This is a genomic window from Diaphorobacter caeni (assembly GCF_015354245.1).
In the GTDB taxonomy this organism is placed as follows: Bacteria; Pseudomonadota; Gammaproteobacteria; order Burkholderiales; family Burkholderiaceae_C; genus Diaphorobacter_A; species Diaphorobacter_A caeni.
This window is the reverse complement of record NZ_JADKYZ010000011.1, coordinates 90,025-110,604: the sequence shown is the minus strand read 5'-3', so window position 1 is coordinate 110,604 and position 20,580 is coordinate 90,025. Positions and strand designations below refer to the sequence as shown.

Genomic DNA, 20,580 nt, shown 5'->3' with positions numbered 1-20,580 from the left:
CTTACTCGGGCTTTCTGTGCATCAGCATGGCGACCGTGGAATCGACCACCACTTCGCCCGTCTGCTTGGTGGTCAAGCGACGAATGATCAGAATGCCGCGCTCTTTCTTCTTGGTTTCGCGCTGCTCGAGCACTTCAACCCGCACGGTGACGGTGTCGCCGATGAAGGTCGGACTCGGAAACTGCAGCTTGTTTTCCAGCACCGCGATCTGCGCCTTTTCCATGAACTGGTGCACGCGGCTGCGCGTCACCAGACCCACGCTCACGCAGGCCACCAGCAGGCCGTGCGCCACGCGCTGGCCGAACATGGTGCTCCTGGCGTAGACGTCATCGACGTGCAGGCTGTTGAAGTCCGCGGTCAGCCCGGCGAATGCGCCCACGTCGGCTTCGGTGATGGTGCGTGATGGAGTGACATAACTCGCCCCTACCGGCAGGTCGTCCCAGTACAGGACCTTGCTTTCAATGTCTTCGATGGCCGTGGTCATGCGGTTCTCTCCTGAATGCGTTCTTCGGAAATCAAGAAGAAAAACGACCGCCGGTCACGAGCACGTTGGTGCCGGTGACGTAGCGCGCCTGCTCGGATGCGAGGAAGGTGATCATTCCGGCGATGTCCTTGGGCTCGCCCAGGAAGCCCACCGGGTTCTTCGCCAGCGCCATTTCACGCAGACGCGGATAGATCTCCAGACCCTTCATGCCCTCGGTCTCGACGAACCCGGGCGCGACGGAATTCACCGTGATGCCGTGGCGCGCCTGCTCCAGCGACAACGAGCGCGTGAAGCCGATGATCGCCATCTTGGAGGCGGTGTAGTTCGTCTGTCCGGGATTGCCGAACATCGAACGGGACGACAGATTGATGATGCGTCCCCACTTGTTCTCGCGCATCGACGGCAGCACCGCGCGGCAGAAGTGAAATGTGCCCTTCACGTTCACATCCATCACCCAGTCCCACTGCTCCTCGGTCATCTTGAGCAGAGACACGTCCTTGGAGATGCCCGCGTTGTTCACCATCACGTCGACCCGCCCGAACCGCGCGATCGCCTCGTTCACCACCGACTGGACCTGCGCCTCGTCGCGCACATCGCACCGTGACGCCAGACCCACCCCTCCTGCCGCCTCGATCTCGCCCACCACTTGCTGCGCTGCTTCGAGATCCACATCGCAGACAACCACGCGCGCGCCTTCCTGCGCAAACGTGAGAGCCGTAACCCGACCAATCCCGCGCCCAGCGCCGGAAATGACCACTACGCGTTCCAACAAACCCAAGTCCATGACGTCACCTCGCTTAATTCGATACACCGAATTGATTTCGATAAAGCGAATTTAGTACGGTATGTCGATTCGGACACTAGAGTTAACCCTAGGTTCTTGATTTCAAGCAGCCGTGCAGATCCAAATTGGAATTTCCACGCTGTGCCCCAAAACGAGGCTCTCACTCAGATGGATCGAAGGCTGTCAGTTTGAAAGACTCACCTGCTCTCAGATCCCACCTGTGGCTTGGAGCGGCAGATTGGCCGGGGCGATTGATGGACATCTGGAAGCGTTCAGTCGAGGAAAAGGCGCGCTGAATGCAGACTCGATCCGGAGCGCGCTCACCACATGAAGGCCCAGCGCCGTGGAGGGATGCGGAGCATCAAGACTCCTGGCCATGGCTGGATGATGGTCCGAGGGTGAGGTGGACAAATGACGAACACTCGACTACGCGACGCGCCTGTTCAGCACAGGCACGTCGAGATGAGATCAAGGGACATTGCGCAATGCAATGCGACCGCGATTCAGTCTCTCGTCGCTGGTCCCTGAACAAGGACGAACGTATCCACGCTCCGGAGACTCAGGTTCCAACTGCCATGTCAGTTGAACAGGTCCGCCTCGGGCTTGTTCCAATCCGGCCCGAAGAGAACCTTGGCGTAGTGGTTGACGCTGTAGACACCCAGCGCACCATGCATCATGTCGCCCTGAGCCGCGCGACGTTTGAGCACGGGCGTCATGAGACCCATCTCCGTGAGCTCCTGGATGACCGTCTGGAAAAGCTGCTCCCTGTGGAGGCCGTCCAGTTTGTGAATTTCATTGGCTACGAACTTTCGGCGCTCCTGCAGCCAGTCCGCTGTCGCCCTGCCCTGTACCTGCTGCGGTGACATCGCAGGTTCGGGATTGATTTCGACGATCTTCTGAGCCACGGCGGGAGGTGTTGAAGGAAGTACCGCTGCTTCGTCGTCTGCCTGCGGACTGCGCAAAAGGGAGCGCAGATAGGCATAGCGGTTCTCCACCTTCTTGAGCCCCTCGTTTTCCATGCGCTTTTTCAGGAGGCTCAACTTTTCATTGACGGCCTTCTCGCCGAACTCCTTGATCAATCCCTCCACCTTGAGCTCACTCACGCCGAGCGACTCTGCGGCCAGAACGAGGTCGGCATCCGCTGGCGCTGGAATCTCCACGGGCTTGGTGGCCACGCGCTTCTTGCGCACGGCGAACTGCACCTCGAACACGCTGCGTCCCTGCTTGTGCTCGATCATCTCGATCTGCAGTTCGGTCTCCGCATTGATCTCCTCGACCGCCGCCTTGATCTTTTCGTTCTTGAATTTGCGCCACTCACGCCGCTCCGACCCTGCGGGAGCGGGGCTCAGCGCGTCCGCCCACCAGGCCACAGGCTTTCTGCTGGTCAGGCCACCGGGGTTGTCACGATAGCGCGCGCAGATTTCGTACAGGGCCACGGAGGCATATGTGCTCAGCTTGGTGAGAACGCCCAGATCAATCCTTGCCCAGCGCATGGGATCCTTCAGCGCCGTCATCAAGGTGGGGGGAAACGTCCACAGCACCCAGTTCTCGCCATTGCGCACTTCAATGGCCGCTTCGGCCAGCATGGAAAAATCTTTCCATTTGACGCCGTCACCCGGAGCGGTCGTTTCCCAGTCCACCGTCAGACCGCGCATTTCCCGCAGATAGCGTTTGGCCACCGTGCGCGTCTCACTGCTGGAGCCGGAGACTTTCAGAATGGCCTGCAGGGGCGCTGAAAACATGAAGTCCGCCGTGGGCATCCCGTCCATGGCGACCAGTCGGTCCTGCGAAAAGTACAGGAGCGCGTTGTAGATCTTTCGTCCCGTGAGCGTGACGCGTTTGGTGCGAGGAATCATGACGATCATCTCGTGCGGTTTGCGCAGCTCCGCGCCCTCCCCTCCTCCCGTAGGAAGAAGTTGCAAAGATGAATCGATCGTATCCATAAGGTGAAATTGACGTGGTTCCAACTGTCCAAACCTCATTGGACACTAAAACCAGAGGATCTGCGAGATGTTTTTGCCAGCGATTTGCACGCCGACGTAGCCCGTGACGCAATGACTTGGCATTCCAGCCGGTTCAGATTTGGACGCTCATCCGAGAACCCGAAACATTGGACCCTGAAACGGACGGTTCAATGCTGGACGGTTTCTGGATCAGGTCAATAATGCACTCGACAAGGTACGGTTCAAAGTCGGACGTTCCAAGCACGCACTCACCGTTTCACCGTGCATTCGACGGTTTGAATCTGGACATGTGCTCCCAATCCCGTCTTTTCGAACTGGTTCAACCCCGGACACTCTGCATGTCATGACAATATTTGCTCAAAATTCAGGCAGTTCAAATGTGGACGCTTGTGTTTGACCACCGTCCATCATCGGTTTTGACATTTATCCACAGGCAGCCATGTCCCGGCAGGCTCATCCGGTTCAAATGCAGACGAATCCGGGGGCAACATGGACATTTCCGGGTCTAACTTGGACATCTCCGGTTCAAGACTGTACGAATAGACAGCGCAACTTATCCTAATTGATTGATTTTATTAGAAAAATCGACATATCCACAGACGGCTAATCTCTTGAATATTTAGAATAAATTGAAATCTCGTGAGCTTTTGAAGCATCTTGTTTCCAACAAAGAGCTCTTTTTAACCAGTGTTGCGACCCATCTTCCTTTCAGAATCGCGAATTCTCCGAATTTTCGCGGAAGCACTGCATAATTGAATCTATTTCAATTTGAGGAAGGTAATCATGAAGCTCACGCAATCCATCAGACGGCAGAATCTGGAAGACATCGAGATTCAGGCTTCGCGTGTCGCAAGCATGATGTCCGCCATCCGTTCTGCAATGCTCCCACCGACGGCAGAAAAATCGCCGCCCAGCATGAGCGTTTCCCAGTTGGCACAGCTTTGTCAAGTCGACAAGACCAAAATTGTCTATCGCGCCAAACGGGGTGACCTTCCTCCAGGAAACATGGTCGGCAACAAACGGGTATGGACGATGGGTGAAGCCCAACAATGGGTTCGCGCATTCCGTACAGAACATCTGCGACCCGAAAACGCGGTTGGAACCACGATTACCGTTGCGAACTTCAAAGGGGGCGTCGCCAAGACGACGACGGCTGTTGCGTTGTCACAAGGCTTGTCCTTGCGCGGTCACAAGGTTCTTCTGCTGGATCTGGATCCACAAGGGTCAGCCACCACCTTGTTCGGCGTGCTTCCTGACGCGGAAGTCGAAGTCGAAAACACGGCCATGCCCCTCTTTGCGGGCGACTACGACGATCTCAGCTACGCCATCCGCAAGACCTATTGGCCATCCGTTGATCTGATTTGCGCTGCTCCTCTTCTGTTCGGCGCGGAGTTTGCGCTGCCGGCACGCCAGTCATCTGACCCAGGCTTCGAGTTCTGGCGGGTTCTTGACCGTGGCCTTGACCAAGCCCGCGCCGAGTATGACGTGATCGTGATCGACACCCCCCCTGCCCTGTCCTACGTGACGATCAATGCATTGATGGCCGCTGACGGCGTCATCATGCCGGTTCCGCCTTCTGCGCTTGACTTTGCGTCCAGTGCGCAATTCTGGGATCTGTTCTCCGATCTCTGCAATCAGCTGATCCGGGCGCGGGGTCAGGACAAGACCTTTGAGTTCATTGACGTCCTGCTTTCACGCGTGGAGTCTTCCGATGCGGCCAGTTCAGTGGTTCGCCAATGGGTCATTGAAGCCTATGGTGACAAGGTCCTTCCCATCGAGATCCCGAAGACGGCGGTGACGTCTTCCGCCAGCGCCGAGTTCGGCACTGTCTACGACGTTCCCAAGGGCTCGATGAACGCCAAGACCTTCAGCCGTGCGCGTGACGCCTACGACCGCATGGTGGAGTTGGTCGAGCAGCAGGTGGAAGCCGTCTGGGCTTCGCAGACAGACAGTGGAGATGAATGATGAGCATCCGAGACAAAGCTTCCAAGATCAACTTTGGGATGTTGCCGGGAGTGGCTGCACCCGAAACGACCGACAAGGTCGAGACCCGGCCCAAGACGGCGCCTGGATTTCTGATGGCCCACGCCGTGAATCAGAAGTCCGATCTGCTTCGGGAGAATGAAACGCTGAAGGAGCAGGTTCAGGATTTGTCCGCAGCTGCCTCTCGGGTGAAAGAGCTCCAAGAGGAAGCCAAGGTGTGGGAAAACGCCAAGGTCACCCGCTTGATCGATACGGCGCTGATCGTTCGCAGCCGTTGGGCAAACCGCGATCCCAAGCATTTCGAGACGGTTCAGTTTCAGCAACTGAAGCTCGAGATCGAAAACTCCGGTGGAAATGTGGTGCCCATCAAGGTGCGCCCGGTGGCGGACGGGAAGTATGAGATTGTCTACGGACACCGTCGTCACGAGGCTTGCCGCCAGTTGGGCCTGGAGGTTCTTGCGCTGGTCGACAATCTGGACGATGTGGGCTTGTTCGTCGAAATGGAGCGTGAGAACCGCAACCGTGACGATCTGTCTCCGTGGGAGAAGGGTGTCTGGTACCAATCCATTTTGAAGCGAGGACTGTTTCCATCCCACCGGAAGTTGGCAGATGCCATTGGCCTAGACCAATCGACAGTCAGCCGTGCAATCACCATTGCTGAGCTTCCTCAGCAGGTGGTGGATGCATTCGCTTCTCCTCTGGACCTTCAGTACCGATGGACCGCCCCGTTGCTGAACGCTTGGACGACAGACAAGAGCGGTCTCCTCCAGCGTGCAGAAGAACTGAAGCTGAAGAATCCAAGGCCCAACGCTGCAGCGGTCTTCTCGTTTTTGGCATCGCCTCAAGCACCAAAGCAGGACAGCCACAAGAAGGAAGTTTTCGTCGGCGGGCAGAAGATTGCGAGTCTCCAGATCGACAAGAATGGCGGCGGATCGCTGTCCTTTTCGAAGGGAGTTCTCTCTGAAGCACGCGTTCAGAAACTTCTCAAATTCCTGGAAGATATCGCCAAGTAACGCAGGAATAGGGCGTGATGCGCGGTGCATCAGCCCACGCAGGAATAGGGCGTGATGCGCGGTGCATCAGCCCACGCAGGAATAGGGCGTGATGCGCGGTGCATCAGCCCGAACGAGCACTGTATGTCCCATCGCGCGTGAGATCGCAGGCCGGATGAATAGGGCGACAGGTCAATCTCCTCTACGGCTGCTCTCCCTATGAATATCCAATCGTGATCGATGTGCCTGTGTTCAGTTGAACGTGAGAGAGCGCTCGTTTATCCGTAGCCTATGCGGCACTCGCTTGAGCTGAGATGGCGAGTAGCGCACCGAAAGAAGCAGGTTCGCGCAAAGCGAGTCGGGCCGTTGGCTAGGAAGCGTATCCTTGCGTCGGGATTGCAAAAGACGGTTTGAGATCACTCGGATGTGAGCACAGAGTGGAGACCGAAGGAGACTTGCACAACCTCCCTTATTTGTCCGGCTGGTAGCCCGGTACGTACTTCAGCGCAGAAAGGTACTGAGTTCTCCGGCTGGATAGGGCAGGGGAGGGCGTTCGAGGCGGTCAGTGCTTGCATTTCCGGCGGTAAACGGATGTCGGTGATGTTTCGTTCACACGCATATCAATGGTCAGGAGCGGAGCACATGGACTGCCGTGCACTCTTGAGTCTCTCACACGACGGAGAGACTAGGACTTGATACGGATGCAAGAGGCGGTGTCCATGTTCGGCAAGGCGGTCGATGCATCTGAGTGTCCGCTTCAGGGCTGCACATCCAGTCAGGTTGGTGAGCGCCCTCTGGAGGCTGTGTGCGGCTGAAGGATGTAAAACAAGCGTGCGAATCAAGGCCAAGTGGTGCAGGAAGAGTGCGCACCTGCCGGACTGAGCGGTGACATCGTCGTTTGAGAGCATCGATAGGCTTAGTCCTCATTGAACTGCTTGGTGGCAACTCCGCAGCAATCAGTGGATCCTTTCTGATACCATTTCCCGACAGACGCGCACACTCAGGTCTTGCTGGCGAAGGCGGGCTTTCGTATCAATCTGGGCGAAACGTTTACTGGTGAGGCCGCGAATCTGTAGATGCCTCTTGAAGGGGCCTCTCTCACACAGCGCCCGCTCGCCGCTTCGACTCTTCTACCTATTGTTTTGCACTGTTCAGAATTCATTTCTGAATTAATTGTCACGAACGATAATTTAAATTAACCTTTGTGCTTTTGAAATCAAGAATGCTTTCGAAGAGATGAACAAGCATTTCAAGTCGGCTCTGATCGATGACAACGCTGATGTCACGCAGTCGGGCGAGGCGCTTGCACCGAAGCGGCGTCGTGGTCGTCCCTTGGGCGCTGTGGCTGCGGTCACGCAGCAGCCCATCTCGGCCGATGACATTGCCTTTCTCCGCTCGGTGGTTCAGGGTGTGTCGCCGCAAGTTGCCGCGAAGCTGTATCTGTCGCATCTCGGGAAAATCTCGGAGCGCAGCGGGGCCGAGCAGTACCACCAGCGGCTGCGCAAGCGCATCGAGGCGGCTGCGTTCGCGTGGCCTGAGTTGGCGATCCAGGTCGAGACCCTGTGGCGTGCGAAAAGCGGTTCCGTCACGGCTGGAGAAGCGGAGATCAAAGCGAAAGCGAAGGATGAGGCCGGGTCGGTTCATTCGACGTCAGCTGCCGACGAAGCCGCGGAGCGGCAGATATCTTTGGAGGCATTTGCCGAGCAGTTCCCTGAAGACATGTATTCAGAGAACGAGCTGTTGGAGTTGTACCTGGAGGCCTATCCGGAAGTGGTGCCGACGCCGACATCCCGAGTCAAGGACTCCGCCCGCAAGGCTTCGAAGGCGTCTGCAACGGATGTGCCTGCGAATGCAGCCGCTTCGTCGCGATTGTCCGAGCAGCTCGCGGCCTTGGCATGGATGGACCGGCGTCTGGCGGTTCGGCCCTCCCAAGGCGATGAGGTGTTGCAATGGATTGATTTCAGTGCGAACCAATATGCGGTGCTCAAAGTGCAGGAGGTCGTCACGCTGGGGCAGCTCCGTGCATGGATGGTGGATGCGGGCGCGCGTTGGTGGGACGCGATCCCGCGCTACGGTCGGTTGCGTGGCAGGCGGTTGAACTCCTGGCTCGATCATCATGGGATTCAGGCGAGCGCATCCGCTTCGGACTCGTCATCAGTAGTCAAATCTTCGAAGTCTGCGAAGCAGGGGAGGGCGGCTCGCGCCATTTCAGGCAAGAGTGTTGACGTGCCTTTCGAGCACCTCGTCTGGCCATCGGCACTGAGGGGCGCGCGCGGCCCCTTTCGCAGCGGCGAACCCAATACCTTGGCGGCCGCCGATGACGTTCAGGCGATCCACGCCTGGTTTGCAACTTTGGGCGCTAAAACGCCTGCGACGCAGAAGGCCTACAGACGGGCGATCGAGCGGCTTGCGTTGTGGGCTGTCACGGAGCGCGGGATGGCCATCAGCGCCATGACGACGTCTGAACTGGAGGCCTTCTTTGCATTCCTGAAAAATCCGCCTGCGCACTGGGTGCAGAGCAAGCTGCGGACGAGGGCTGCTGAAGATTGGAGGCCATTGAAGGGGCCGCTCAATGATGCGAGTGTGCAGTTGACCACTGCGGCCGTTCGCAGCCTGTTCGCAGCATGGCACGCCAACGGATACCTTCGGATCAATCCGGCTGCGGTGTCATTGGGCGGCCCCAAACGGCAGGTGAAGTTGGACGTGATGCGTTCATTCACTGGGCAGGACAAGGCAATCATCCGCCAAACATTGGAGGAGATGGAGGACGGTCCGCGCAAGCGCAGACTCGTTGCCCTGATTCGCCTGTTGCAGACCTCGGGCTTGCGCCGCAATGAATGTGCGAGCGTGACCTGGAGGCATCTGGAACGTGTGAGGATTGACGGCGTGGAATCGGATGAGTGGGTGTTGCGATGGGTGGGAAAAGGCGGGCGGGAGCGCGCGATACCTCTTCCGGCATCGGCAGTCTCGGCGCTTGAAATGCATCGCGAGGACAGGCTCGCATTGATCCAATCAGGGCACCTGTCGGTGTATGCCGATGTCCCCCACGAGGACATGCCGTTGATCGGCATTCTGGATGAGCGCCTGGCACAGCATTTCGCCGAATCACCAGGCGCGATGCCGCACAACGCGCGCAGAGAAATGAACGAGTCAGGACGTTTGAGCAGCGGGCGACTCTATGGATTGCTCAAGGATTTTTTCAGGCAATGCGCGAAGCGTGCGGGGGCCTTGAATTCGGATTTCCTGGCTGCGTCGACGCATTGGCTTCGCCACACCTACGCGCATGATTCGTTGGCGGCCAGTGACAACGATATCGGGCTGGTGCAGCAACTGCTTGGGCATGCGGACGTCAATACGACAGCGCGTTACGTGAAGTCGGATCTGGCCTCGCGCGTGCGTGTGATGCGCAGGATCGAGAACATCGTTTGAACATCGACATGCCTGGGTGTCCAACTTGAAGCTTGATATTGCGCCTTGCATGGAGCATTCGGATCGGTGGCTGACGGAGCTTTGATGAAGCGCTGGGGGCATAGGGGATTTCACCCAGTCCGTTGATGTTGACAAGCCTCGCTTCGCTTCACAGAATGTGAACAAACGATTGTTCATTTGTCCTGACGACGCGCGCATCGTGCGTTCGCGTGGCGTGGTTCAGGTATTGCAAACAGAGCAGGAGACGAGATGCCATCCAGTCCCAATGGGTCAGGGGATTCACGCGCGATGCGCGAGTCCATGCTGTCTGCGGCGCACGCCAAGGCGCTTGCCGCGATTGTGGGGGAAGCCTTCTTTCTGCAGTCCGAGGCGGACCGTTATGCGTATGCGCGTGATCGCTTGCCGTACGGACTGTTCAGATTGCGCGCTGGCGATCTGCCGGGCACATTGCCATCGGCCATCGTCATTCCGGCCGACGAGGCGCAGCTCGTCGAGATCGTCAAACTGGCCAGACGCGAGAAGATTCGCCTCATTCCCTTCGGTGCGGGCTCGGGCGTTCTGGGTGGTGCCATCTCCATTTGCGGCGAAGTCATCGTCGATCTCAAGCGCATGAACCAACTGCTTGAAATCAACGAGACGGATTGCACCGTGACGGTTCAGGCGGGCATGAACGGCGGGCATTTTGAAGAGCAGTTGGCGGCGCGCGGATTCACTGCCAATCACTTGCCGCAGTCGTTGTTCATGTCGACCGTCGGTGGCTGGGCTGCGTGCCGCGGGGCGGGGCAGGTGTCGTCGCGCTACGGCAAGATCGAGGACATCGTCGTGGGCCTCAAGGCGGTGCTGCCCGATGGCCGCATGCTTGAAGTGCGGCCCGTGGCTCGGCGTGCGGTGGGACCGAGCATCAAGGATCTGTGGGTGGGCTCCGAAGGTGTTTTCGGTTTCATCACTGAACTGACGCTGCGCATCGGTCACAAGCCAGAAGTGCAGAAGGGCGTGACGCTGGCGTTCCCGAGCCTGCAGAGCGCGATGGATGCGATGCGCGAGATTTCTCAAGCGGAAGGGCGCCCCAGCGTGATGCGTCTGTATGACGAGGAAGAGTCGCGCCAACGCACCGAGGGCATGGCGCTGTTTGCGCAAAAACCGATTCTGGCGATTCTGCAGTTTGCAGGGCCGAAGGTACTGGCAGAGGCCGAGGAGACATTGGCGTTGGGCATTTGTGCGGCCCATGGTGCGAGCGTGGCCACCAACGAGCCCTACGATCATTGGCAACTGGCGCGCTATCAGTCGTATTCCATCAAGTGGCAGACGGCGGACTATTACATGGACACCGTGGAAATCACGGGTTCGTGGACTGCGCTTCCGAAGATGTATGAGCGCATGCGCGAGGCGATTCTGGGGCTGCAGCCAGGCGCATATTTCGGCGCGCATTGGTCGCATATCTACCCGGAAGGCGCATGCCAGTACATGACGCTGCGGTTGCCACCCCAGCCACAGCAGCAGGCGCTCGAACTGCACCACAAGGCCTGGGATTTGCTGCAGTCGATCTGCTTGGAGCTCGGCGGATCGATCGCGCACCACCACGGCGTGGGCATCTTCCGCAATGAATGGCTGCGCGCGGAACTCAACACCGGCATGGACATGCTGCAGATTCTGAAGGACGGTATCGACCCGGACAACTTGGTCAACCCGGGAAAAGTCGGCTTGCGCGCACCGCAGGGTGCGGTCAGTCTCGCGCCAAGGAGTGTTGCATGACCAAACTAGCTTCTCCAGCCGATGGCACGGCAGATCCCATCGCCACCTTGCGTTCCTGTGCCTTTTGTCCCAACACCTGCAGACCTTCGTATCCTGCGTCGCAGAGGGTGCAGATGGAGGCTCAGACGCCGTCTGCACTGTCCTTGATTGCGCTGGCCTTTCTCGACGGACGCCTGGGAGAGGGCAGCGGCGCCGCCACGGCCCTGCATCGGCGAGACGCAGCCAACGCGAGCGTGGGACATTGCACCTATGGGTTTGACATGCCGCGCGTGCTGGATGCCGCCTTGAAAGGGCGCACATGAGCACGGCCGATCACGCATGGCTGATGGGCATCGACATCGGTGCCGGAAGCCTCAAAACCATGGTGGTTCGCAGCGATGGCCATGTGGGAGGGAGCGCGTCGATGGACATCGTGACGCATTCGCCCAAGCCGCGCTGGAGCGAGCAGGATCCACAGGACTGGTGGCGTGCGGTGTGCGACACCGTGCCGCGCGCGTTGGCGGATGCGGGCATCAAGGCTTCCGACATTCGCGCCGTATCGTTCAGCGCCGGAGCCCATACACCCGTGCTGGAGGGCAAGGACGGGCGCGTGCTGCGTCCAGCCATTCTCTGGAGCGACCAGCGCAGCGGCGATCAGGTTCAGAAGTTGCAGGGCGCGCATGGCGAACGCATTCTGGAGATCTCGCTCAATCGCCCGTCGCCCACCTGGACGCTGCCGCAGTTTCAGTGGCTGGTGGAAAACGAGCCCGAGATCGCGCGTGCCACGCACCGCGTCTATGTGGCCAAGGACTGGTTGCGTTCGCGCATGACCGGCACATGGGAGACCGATCGCACCGAAGCCGTCGGCACCATGCTGTTTGATGCGAAAAACGACGAATGGTCCCGGGAGTTGTGCGACATGATTGGCTGGAGGATCGAGACGCTGCCGCCTCTTGTGACACCGACCACCGTGGTCGGCGAAATCACGCGGGAAGCGGCGGCGCAATGCGGGCTGGTGGCGGGAACGCCCGTGGTCTGCGGCACCTCGGACACCTCGATCGAAACCTTCGGGGCGGGTTCGGTGTCACCTGGCGACGGCACGGTCAAGCTCGCCACGGCGGGCACCGTCAGCATCGTGGGAAGCGCTCCGCACGTGCATCCCACGCTGATCAACTACCCGCTGGCGGTGCCGGGACTGTGGTACACGATCACCGGCACCAACAGCTGCGCGTCCGCACATCGGTGGGTACGGGACACGTTCTTCATGCAGGGTGCCAGCAGTGGCAGCGCGGCCTTCGCCGAGATGGACCGGGTCGCGGCGACCGCGCCCGCCGGTGCGGACGGCCTGCTGTTCCACCCCTATCTTCAAGGCGAGCGCGCGCCCTACTGGGATCCGATGCTGCGCGCCGATTTTGTCGGCATGACATTTCGGCATCAGCGCGCGCATTTCGCGCGGGCGGTCTATGAAGGCATCGCGTTCTCTCTGCGGGAGGTGAAGGATCAGTTCGCCGCGCAGGCGATGCCGATCGCGCAGGCGCGCATCATCGGCGGTGGCTCCAAGAGCGCCTTGTGGCGTCAGATCGTGGCCGATGTGCTGGGCATCGACATATTGTTGCCGCGCACGACGGACGCATCATTCGGCGCGGCGCTGCTGGCCGGCGTGGGCGTGGGCATCTTCAGCGATCCGTTGGCCGCCGCGCGCCATTGCACGCAGGTGCTCGATACCGCCAGGCCCGACCCAGCCAGGTCCGCTTACTACACCGAGCTGTTCGAACTCTACAAGGCCGCGCAGCGCGGTCTTCAGGATGTGAACCATGGGCTCTCGCGCATGCGCGAGGCTCCGACGGGAGGTGCCTGATGGCGCAGATCGTTCTGGATCAGGTCCGCAAGTCCTATGGCGATGTGGAGGTCGTCAAGGAGCTGTCTCTCACCATCCATCACGGCGAGTTCGTCGTGCTTGTCGGGCCGTCGGGCTGCGGCAAGTCGACCACGCTGCGCATGGTGGCCGGGCTGGAGGATGTGAGCGCCGGAACCATCCGCATTGGCGACAAGGACGTCACGCAACTGGAGCCCAAGGACCGGAACATCGCCATGGTGTTCCAGAACTACGCGCTGTACCCTCACAAGACGGTGTACGAGAATCTGGCCTTCGGCCTGCGCATGCGAAAGGCACCGGCGGCCGAGATCGTGCAGCAGGTCAAATGGGCCGCTGAGGTGCTGGGCATCGAGCATTTGCTGGATCGCAAACCGCGCCAGCTGTCCGGCGGGCAGATGCAGCGGGTATCGCTGGGACGTGCGCTGGTGCGCAGGCCTGATGCGTTCTTGCTCGACGAGCCGCTGTCGAATCTGGATGCGAAGCTGCGCGTTCACATGCGCGAGGAAATCGGCGCGCTGCACAAGCGTGTCGAGACCAGCATGATCTACGTGACGCACGATCAGGTCGAGGCCATGACGCTCGGTGACCGCATCGTCGTCATGCACCAGGGCTACGTGCAACAGGTCGGCACGCCACTGGAGGTCTATGACCATCCCCGCAATCGCTTCGTGGCTGGCTTCATCGGCGCGCCCGAGATGAATTTTGTGGAAGGCGAGGTCACGCGGATCGACGGCACTCCCGTGTTTCAGACGTCGGGACTGCGGGTGAATCTGCCGGGTGAGCAGTGGAGCAAGGTGCAGGGTCCGGTCGTCCTTGGCGTGCGCCCGGAACACTTGAGCATTCAGGACTCTGGAGAAATCAGCGCACGCGTGAATCTGATCGAACAGCTCGGCGCACAGACGCTGCTGCTGTGCGATGTGGGCGAGGGCATTCGCCTGCGCGTGCTCAGCGGCCGTGAGGATCGCATGCGCGGCGACATGCCTTGCAGGATCACCGTGAACACGCAGAAGATGCATCTCTTCGATCGCAGCAACGGCAACAGCCTCTTGCCGACCTAGAGCGCCGACCGCTTCGATTGCTTTCGCTTTTCGACCGCCGCACATCTCCGGATGTGCAACCTTGATAGACAGCCAGCCGACAAGGAGACAAGCCATCATGGACTCGAAACAGCAGAATTCCCCCAATGCCGCCGTCGACCTGAAGCGTCGCCGTGTGGTGGCGGGTGCCACGGCGGGCGCGACGCTCGCCATGCTTGGTGCGCCTGCGGTGCATGCACAGACCAAGACGATCCGCTTTCTGAACTCGGAGCCTGGGCGAGCCTCGGTCGAGGCGCTGAAGACGGCGGCTGCCGAATACGAAAAGAAGACCGGCGTGAAGGTCGTCATCGACACCGTTCCGCCCGATGACGCCTTCAGCAAGCTGCAGGCATCGATTTCGGCGGGCACGCCCTACGACGTGGGTACGCTTGCGTTCGCGGGACATGTGCTGCTGCTCGCACAGGCGGGCAAGCTCGCGCCGATGACCAAGCTCGTGGAGAAGCACAAGTGGGGTCCGCGCATTCTGTTCCCGATGAATGGCGAACATTACTGGTACCCGTTCGACTACAACTTCTGCTGGATGTACTACCGCAAGGACCTGTACGAGAAAAAGGGTCTGAAGGTCCCCACCACCTACGAGCAGATGGTGGAAAACTGCAAGGCGCTGACGGAGGACAGCCGCTTTGGCGCGGCGCTGCCGCTGGGATCGAACTCGGCCACGCAGTGGATGTCGATCGGTTTCATGTGGGCCGATGGTGGCAAACTGCTGGACGACAACTTCAAGCTCATCGTCGACAACGCCGAGATGAAGCCCAAGATGATCCGCTATCTGGACTTCATGAAGAAGATGCAGCCCACGATGCCCAATGGCATGACGCAGGCATTGTTCGGCACCGTGCTGGGACAGTATTCGGGCGGGCAGATCGCGCATGCGCCCTACGCGGGTCGCCTCATCGAGGTGCTTGAAGACCGCGCGCCCGAACTGGCGGGAAAGACCGGCTTCTTCATGTACCCCGACAGCGAAGGCAAGGGCCGCGCCGTCAATCATGGCTACGACGGCTGGGTGCTGCTGAACACGCCGATGAAGGACGAGGCATACAAGTTCATGGAGTGGTTCACCGACAACCACTACATCAACTTCCTGCACACCGCGCCGCTGCACTTCCAGCCACCGCGCATGGACGTGTATGACGACCCGCGCTGGCGCGCCAACCCGCTGATCAAGAAGCATGCCGACCTGGTCGAATTCATGCGCGGCATTCTGGTCAACAAGGATGTGGTGATCCGCTCCATCGACACCGAAGGGCCGCGCGTGGATCTGCGACCGGGCAAGATGTTCGAAACCTACGCCATGGCGGAGGCCATCCAGAACCGTCTGCTCAAGGACATGCCCGCCGCAGAGGCCGTGGACCTGATGGCGCAGAAATACCGTACCGTGCTCTGAGCGTGCCATGAAACGCGTACGTACCGGAAGCGATCGCCTGCTGCTCGGCGCCTTTGGGCTGGCCGTGCTGCTGACGCTGTTGCTCATCATGGTGCCCGTGGCCGATGCGATATGGCTCAGCTTCTTCAAAGCCGAGTCGTTCGTGTCGGCAAAGACCTGGGTGGGCGCGGCGAACTATTCCCGCGTGCTCTCGGACGCGAGCTTCTGGCATGCGTTTCGCGTGGGAACGGTGTTCGCGCTGCTGGCCATCGTGGGGCAGGTGATTCTGGGGATCGGCTTTGCGCTGTTGCTCAACGAGCAGTTTCCCGGACGTCCCATCGTGCGTGGCATCACCGTGCTGCCGTACCTGCTGCCGACCGTGGTCGTCACCGTCATCTTCCAGTGGCTGCTCGACGGCAGTCTGGGTCTGTTCACGGTGTGGGCGCAGGATGTGGGACTCGGGCGGCCGGCGTGGTTCGAGAACCCCACTTCCGCGATGACGATTCTCGTCGCGGTGAGCGTGTGGACCTGGACTCCGTTCGTCACCGTGTGCTTTCTGGCGGCGCTGCAGACCATTCCCGCGTCACTTTATGAGGCCGCGCGCGTGGATGGGGCGAACGCCTGGATGCGCTTCTGGCATGTGACGCTTCCCATGCTTGCACCCATGCTGACGGTGACCGTCCTGCTGCGCAGCATCTGGATGTTCAACAAGTTCGATGTGGTGTGGCTTCTCACCAAGGGCGGACCGCTCAACGCCACCGAGCATTTGCCGGTGCTCGCGTACCGACGCGCGTTCAGCGAATTCGACGTGGGGGGCGGTGCGACGGTCGCCACGCTTTCGTTTCTGGTGCTCACGGTGCTCATCATTGTGTATTTCCGGTACTTTCCGTTGGATCAGAAGGAGCCGTCATGAGCGATTCTCTGCCGCAAAGACGCAGTGCGCTGCAGCGTGTGATCCTGTACGCGGGCGTGGCGCTGATGTGCGCATGGTCGTTTTTCCCGATCTACTGGATGATCGTCTCCAGCCTGCGGCCGGAGCGCGATCTGTTTGGACGACCGACCCTCATTCCCTCCACCATCGACACGGGCCTGAAGTCCTACCGCACCTTGCTGGAGCTGACGGACTACCCCATGCAGTTCAAGAACAGCATGCTGGTGGCGCTGACCGTGGTGGTGATCACGCTGGTGATTTCAGTGCTCATCGCCTATGTGGTGACGCGTTACCGCGTCCCGGGAAAAAAGCTGATCGTCGGCAGCATGCTGTATGCCTACATGTTTCCGCCGCTGTTGCTGGCGATTCCGATGCTGTCGATCTTCGCCTCTCTGGGACTGGCGGACAGTCTGATCTCCGTGGTCGTCGCGCACTGCACGCTCACGATTCCCTTGGGAGTCTGGTTGCTGTGGGGCTTCTTCAAGGTGATGCCGCTCGACCTCGAAGAGGCCGCGATGGTCGATGGATGCACGCGTGCAGGCGCATTCTTTCGGGTGGTGCTGCCGCTGTCGTTGCCCGGCATCGTGACGGTGGCGATCTTTTCGTTTCTGCTGTCCTGGACCGACTACGTGTTCGCCTTCGTGCTGGTCAGCAGTGACAGCCAGAAGACGCTGCCTGTGGGTCTCGCGTCCATTCTCGGCACGTTCGATGCGCGCTGGGGTGAGCTGATGAGCGGCGCCACGCTGATCGCGCTGCCGTTGCTGGTGCTGTTCATTTTCCTGAGCCGCTACTTCATTCAGGGCCTTGCGTCCGGAGCCATGAAAGGTTGATCCATGCATTTTGGAATTGAACGAAAGGTTGCCCTGATCACCGGCGGTGCGCGCGGCATTGGCTTCGCCGAGGCCAAGGCCTTGTGCGGTGAGGGCGTACGGCTTGCCATCGTCGATCTGGACAGGGACGCAGCCGACAACGCGGTCGAGGAGCTGGCGAAGGAAGGTTTCGAGGCCGCGGCGTTCCAGGCCGATGCGGCCAACGAGGAGGCCGTCGTTGACGTGTTGAAAGCGGTCGTGGCGCACTTCGGGCGTCTGGACATTCTGGTGAACAACGCGGGCATAGGCGTCAAACCCGCCTATCAGGTGCAGGACATGCCAGCGAACGCGTGGGACCAGATGATCCACGTGCACATGCGCAGCACGTTTCTCTGGTCCCGCGAGGCGATCCCTCACATGGCGAAGAACCACTTCGGTCGCATCGTCAATACCTCGTCGATGAACTTCACGGGCGGCGGCCGCCCTGGCGTGTCGCACTACGCGGCAGCCAAGGCGGGCATTGCGGGATTCACCCAGACTCTCGCCAAGGAGGTCGGTCCGCTCGGTATCACTGCAAATGCCATTGCACCCGGATACGTCGCCACCGAACTGATTGCGCAGTTCGACGAGCGCATGCGCACGCTGCTGCAAAAGCAAAATCCGATGGGTCGACTGTGCCAACCCGCTGAAGTGGCTGCGCTCGTGGCTTTTCTGTGCTCGGCGCACGCCGGGTTCATCAATGGCGAACTCATCTGTCTCGACGGCGGACGCCGCGATTTCTACTGGGGCGAATAATGGTCAGCACCATCGGATTTCCCGGGAGATACGTGCAGGGTCCGGGCGCCATTGCGCATCTGTCGGCCTTGCTCAAGGAGCTGGGCTGCGAGAACACGGTGGTCGTGTGCGACGACATTGTCCGCGAGGCGGTGGGCAAGACCGTCGAGACCGCTTTGGCGGATGCGCACCTGAAATTTGCATTCCTGCGATTTCCGGGTGAGTGCAGCGTTCCGGCCATCGAGAATCTCGCCGAGCAGGCGCGCAGGACCGGCGCGGATTGCGTGGTGGCGCTGGGCGGTGGAAAGACCATCGATACCGGCAAGGGCATCTCCAAGGCGCTGGGTGCGACATTGATCGTCGTGCCCACCATCGCCTCCAACGATTCACCGACCAGTCGCCTGATCGTGCTCTACGACGAGCTTCATCGTGTGGCCGGAGTCCAACTGCTCGCGCGCAACCCGGACGCGGTGCTGGTCGACACGCAGATCGTGGCCCAGGCCCCCAAACGCTTTCTGGCCGCAGGCATGGGCGATGCGCTCAGCAAGAAATTCGAGGCCGGGCAATGCCACTTGGCCGGGGGTCTCAACTTCTTCGGCACGCCCTCGCTGCCAATTGCCCGGCTGCTGGCGGATCAATGCTACCAAGCGATCGCCGAACATGGCGTGCAGGCGCTGCAGCAGGTGGAGGCGCACCAACGGCCGGACGAACATGTGGAGCGGGTGGTCGAAGCGGCGGTGCTGTTTTCCGGCCTGGGGTTTGAAAGCGGAGGCTTGTCATTGGCCCATGCGCTCACGCGCGGATTCACTGCGAACGAAATGCTTTCCCGCATGCTGCATGGCGAACTGGTGGCCTTCGGTACCGTGGTGCAGTTGGTGGCGCAGGAAGAGAGCGATGACTACGTTCGCGACCACATCCGTCTGGCCACGTCACTGCGTTTGCCGGTGTGCTTTGCCGATCTCGGCGTGACAGCGCTGGAACGCGAGCAGATCGCACACATGGCGCGGCTGACTTGCGACGCGCCCTATATCGGCAACCTGCGGCCACGCGCGGATGCGCAGCGGGTGGCCTGGGCCATTGAGCGGGCGGACGCCATGGGAGCTGCGTCGAAGGCGCGAGGCTGATCCTCGCTCAACGAATCGAGCGCGTGGTCTGCCTGAGCTTGAGGCCGAGGGGCTGCATCTGGCGATCGACGCGCTTGACATCGCCCTGGATCACCTGAATCAAGGCCTGCGCGCCTTCGTAGCCCATCTGTTGAGATGGCATGTCGATGGTCGTGAGCGGCGGGTGCATGACCTGCGCGATCGGACCGTCATGCACCGTGATCACCGACATGTCTTTTGGCACGCGCAGGCCCCTCGCATTCAATGCCATGATCGCGCCGGCCGCCGCGTTCAGCGTGAGCGGAAAAACGGCAGTGGGCGGCGATTTCGCGCGATCCAGAATGCGCGAAATCGCCTCCGCTCCCCCGTTGATGGTGTAGCCGGACACATCGACCAGTTGCGGATCGAGCGGAATGCCGGCCGCTTCGAGCGCATCGCAGTAGCCCGCATAGCGTCCGATGCCGGTGGATGGGTTCACCTGCCCGGACAGATGGGCAATGCGCCGATGCCCCTGCTGAATCAGATGATCCACGGCGAGAAAGGCGGCTTGCCGACTGTCGAAATAGATGCAGTTCCTGACGCCCTTGGCCTTGCGGTTGAGCAGCACGAACGGCACCTTGGCACGCTTGACGGCCTGCAGCATCTCGCTGTCGTCATTGAGCGTCGTGATCAGCAGCCCATCCACGCGATTGAGCTGCGCCAGTCGCTCGTACGCGCTTTCTCCGTTGCCCGGCTGGTCGACGTGTGCGATCAGCAGCGAATAGCCCAGCTCGCGTGCGCCGCGCTCTGCACCCAGAATGATTTGGGAGTAGACCGGATTGTCGAGTTGAGGGACCGCGATGCCCAAGGTATAGGTGCGCGAAGTGCGCAGACTACGCGCGTGCAGATTGGGCTGGTAGGCCAGTGTCTTGGCGGCCCCCTCAACGCGCTTGCGCGTCTCGTCGCTGGCGCGCTGAATCTTGTCGCCATTCAAGATGCGAGAGGCCGTGGAGACATCGACGCCAGCCAGCTGCGCGACATCCGCCAGAGTGCTGCGGCGGTGAGATTCTGAAGATCGATCAGCCATCGGGCTACGGTGGTCGCAAGCGTTGATACGGCTGGGATTTTAAGGGGAATGCGTTGGGCGTGGATCGGCAAAGGCCGGGAAGGCGCATGGGACAGAGAGTTCGCCGCAACGGACTGCGCGTCGGCAATCCCCGGACGAACCAGGCCTCCTTGATGTCAGCGCCGCGAGATTAGGCATTTCTGGCATCTGCCTGA

General features: G+C 60.3%; 16 protein-coding genes. 12 read left to right on the top strand and 4 right to left on the bottom strand.

Annotated features, from left to right (window positions below):
- Position 1 precedes the first annotated feature (1 nt).
- The 3 genes from ISG32_RS23915 to ISG32_RS23905 all read right to left on the bottom strand — a co-directional run bounded on the left by ISG32_RS23915 (position 2) and on the right by ISG32_RS23905 (position 3,124).
- On the bottom strand, positions 2–484 hold the full coding sequence (locus ISG32_RS23915) for a MaoC family dehydratase (RefSeq protein ID WP_194773524.1): 483 nt from the start codon (positions 482–484) through the stop codon (positions 2–4).
- A 31-nt stretch (positions 485–515) separates the two neighbouring features.
- Entirely contained in the window at positions 516–1,268 is a 753-nt protein-coding gene (locus ISG32_RS23910) for an SDR family NAD(P)-dependent oxidoreductase (RefSeq protein ID WP_194773523.1), read from the bottom strand.
- A gap of 578 nt (positions 1,269–1,846) precedes the next feature.
- The gene (locus tag ISG32_RS23905; protein ID WP_194773522.1) at positions 1,847–3,124 is read right to left on the bottom strand and encodes a RepB family plasmid replication initiator protein; all 1,278 of its coding nucleotides are present in this window, start codon (positions 3,122–3,124) and stop codon (positions 1,847–1,849) included.
- Between the two features lie 891 nt (positions 3,125–4,015).
- On the opposite strand from ISG32_RS23905, the gene ISG32_RS23900 reads away from it, so the two are divergent.
- From ISG32_RS23900 to ISG32_RS23845, 12 genes are all read left to right on the top strand, one after another.
- A complete protein-coding gene (locus ISG32_RS23900; RefSeq protein ID WP_194773521.1) occupies positions 4,016–5,197 on the top strand; it encodes a ParA family protein in 1,182 nt (393 codons plus the stop codon).
- On the top strand, positions 5,197–6,228 hold the full coding sequence (locus ISG32_RS23895; protein WP_194773520.1) for a ParB/RepB/Spo0J family partition protein: 1,032 nt from the start codon (positions 5,197–5,199) through the stop codon (positions 6,226–6,228). The genes ISG32_RS23900 and ISG32_RS23895 overlap by 1 nt, the downstream gene beginning before the upstream one ends.
- Before the next feature lie 1,215 nt (positions 6,229–7,443).
- Positions 7,444–9,636 (top strand): tyrosine-type recombinase/integrase, encoded by a 2,193-nt coding sequence (locus tag ISG32_RS23890; protein ID WP_194773519.1) that lies wholly within the window; start codon positions 7,444–7,446, stop codon positions 9,634–9,636.
- Between the two features lie 249 nt (positions 9,637–9,885).
- Complete coding sequence (locus ISG32_RS23885; RefSeq protein ID WP_228530069.1) at positions 9,886–11,388, top strand: FAD-binding oxidoreductase; 1,503 nt, start codon at positions 9,886–9,888, stop codon at positions 11,386–11,388.
- On the top strand, positions 11,385–11,690 hold the full coding sequence (locus tag ISG32_RS23880) for a hypothetical protein (RefSeq protein WP_194773518.1): 306 nt from the start codon (positions 11,385–11,387) through the stop codon (positions 11,688–11,690). Before ISG32_RS23885 ends, ISG32_RS23880 begins: the two co-directional genes overlap by 4 nt.
- On the top strand, positions 11,687–13,225 hold the full coding sequence (xylB, locus tag ISG32_RS23875) for a xylulokinase (RefSeq protein ID WP_194773517.1): 1,539 nt from the start codon (positions 11,687–11,689) through the stop codon (positions 13,223–13,225). Before ISG32_RS23880 ends, xylB begins: the two co-directional genes overlap by 4 nt.
- Positions 13,225–14,301, top strand: coding sequence for an ABC transporter ATP-binding protein (locus tag ISG32_RS23870; RefSeq protein ID WP_194773516.1), 1,077 nt, complete (start codon positions 13,225–13,227; stop codon positions 14,299–14,301). Before xylB ends, ISG32_RS23870 begins: the two co-directional genes overlap by 1 nt.
- 97 nt (positions 14,302–14,398) lie before the next feature.
- Positions 14,399–15,724, top strand: a complete 1,326-nt coding sequence (locus tag ISG32_RS23865) for an ABC transporter substrate-binding protein (protein ID WP_194773515.1) — start codon at positions 14,399–14,401, stop codon at positions 15,722–15,724.
- Between the two features lie 7 nt (positions 15,725–15,731).
- Complete coding sequence (locus ISG32_RS23860) at positions 15,732–16,616, top strand: carbohydrate ABC transporter permease (protein ID WP_194773514.1); 885 nt, start codon at positions 15,732–15,734, stop codon at positions 16,614–16,616.
- Positions 16,613–17,464: a carbohydrate ABC transporter permease gene (locus ISG32_RS23855; protein WP_194773513.1), complete on the top strand. Its 852-nt coding sequence runs from the start codon at positions 16,613–16,615 to the stop codon at positions 17,462–17,464. Before ISG32_RS23860 ends, ISG32_RS23855 begins: the two co-directional genes overlap by 4 nt.
- A 3-nt stretch (positions 17,465–17,467) precedes the next feature.
- Positions 17,468–18,238 (top strand): SDR family NAD(P)-dependent oxidoreductase, encoded by a 771-nt coding sequence (locus ISG32_RS23850; protein ID WP_194773512.1) that lies wholly within the window; start codon positions 17,468–17,470, stop codon positions 18,236–18,238.
- Positions 18,238–19,341, top strand: coding sequence for a glycerol dehydrogenase (locus tag ISG32_RS23845; protein WP_194773511.1), 1,104 nt, complete (start codon positions 18,238–18,240; stop codon positions 19,339–19,341). Before ISG32_RS23850 ends, ISG32_RS23845 begins: the two co-directional genes overlap by 1 nt.
- Before the next feature lie 7 nt (positions 19,342–19,348).
- Here ISG32_RS23845 and ISG32_RS23840 read toward each other — a convergent pair whose 3' ends face one another.
- Complete coding sequence (locus ISG32_RS23840; RefSeq protein WP_194773510.1) at positions 19,349–20,386, bottom strand: LacI family DNA-binding transcriptional regulator; 1,038 nt, start codon at positions 20,384–20,386, stop codon at positions 19,349–19,351.
- Positions 20,387–20,580: the final 194 nt, after the last annotated feature.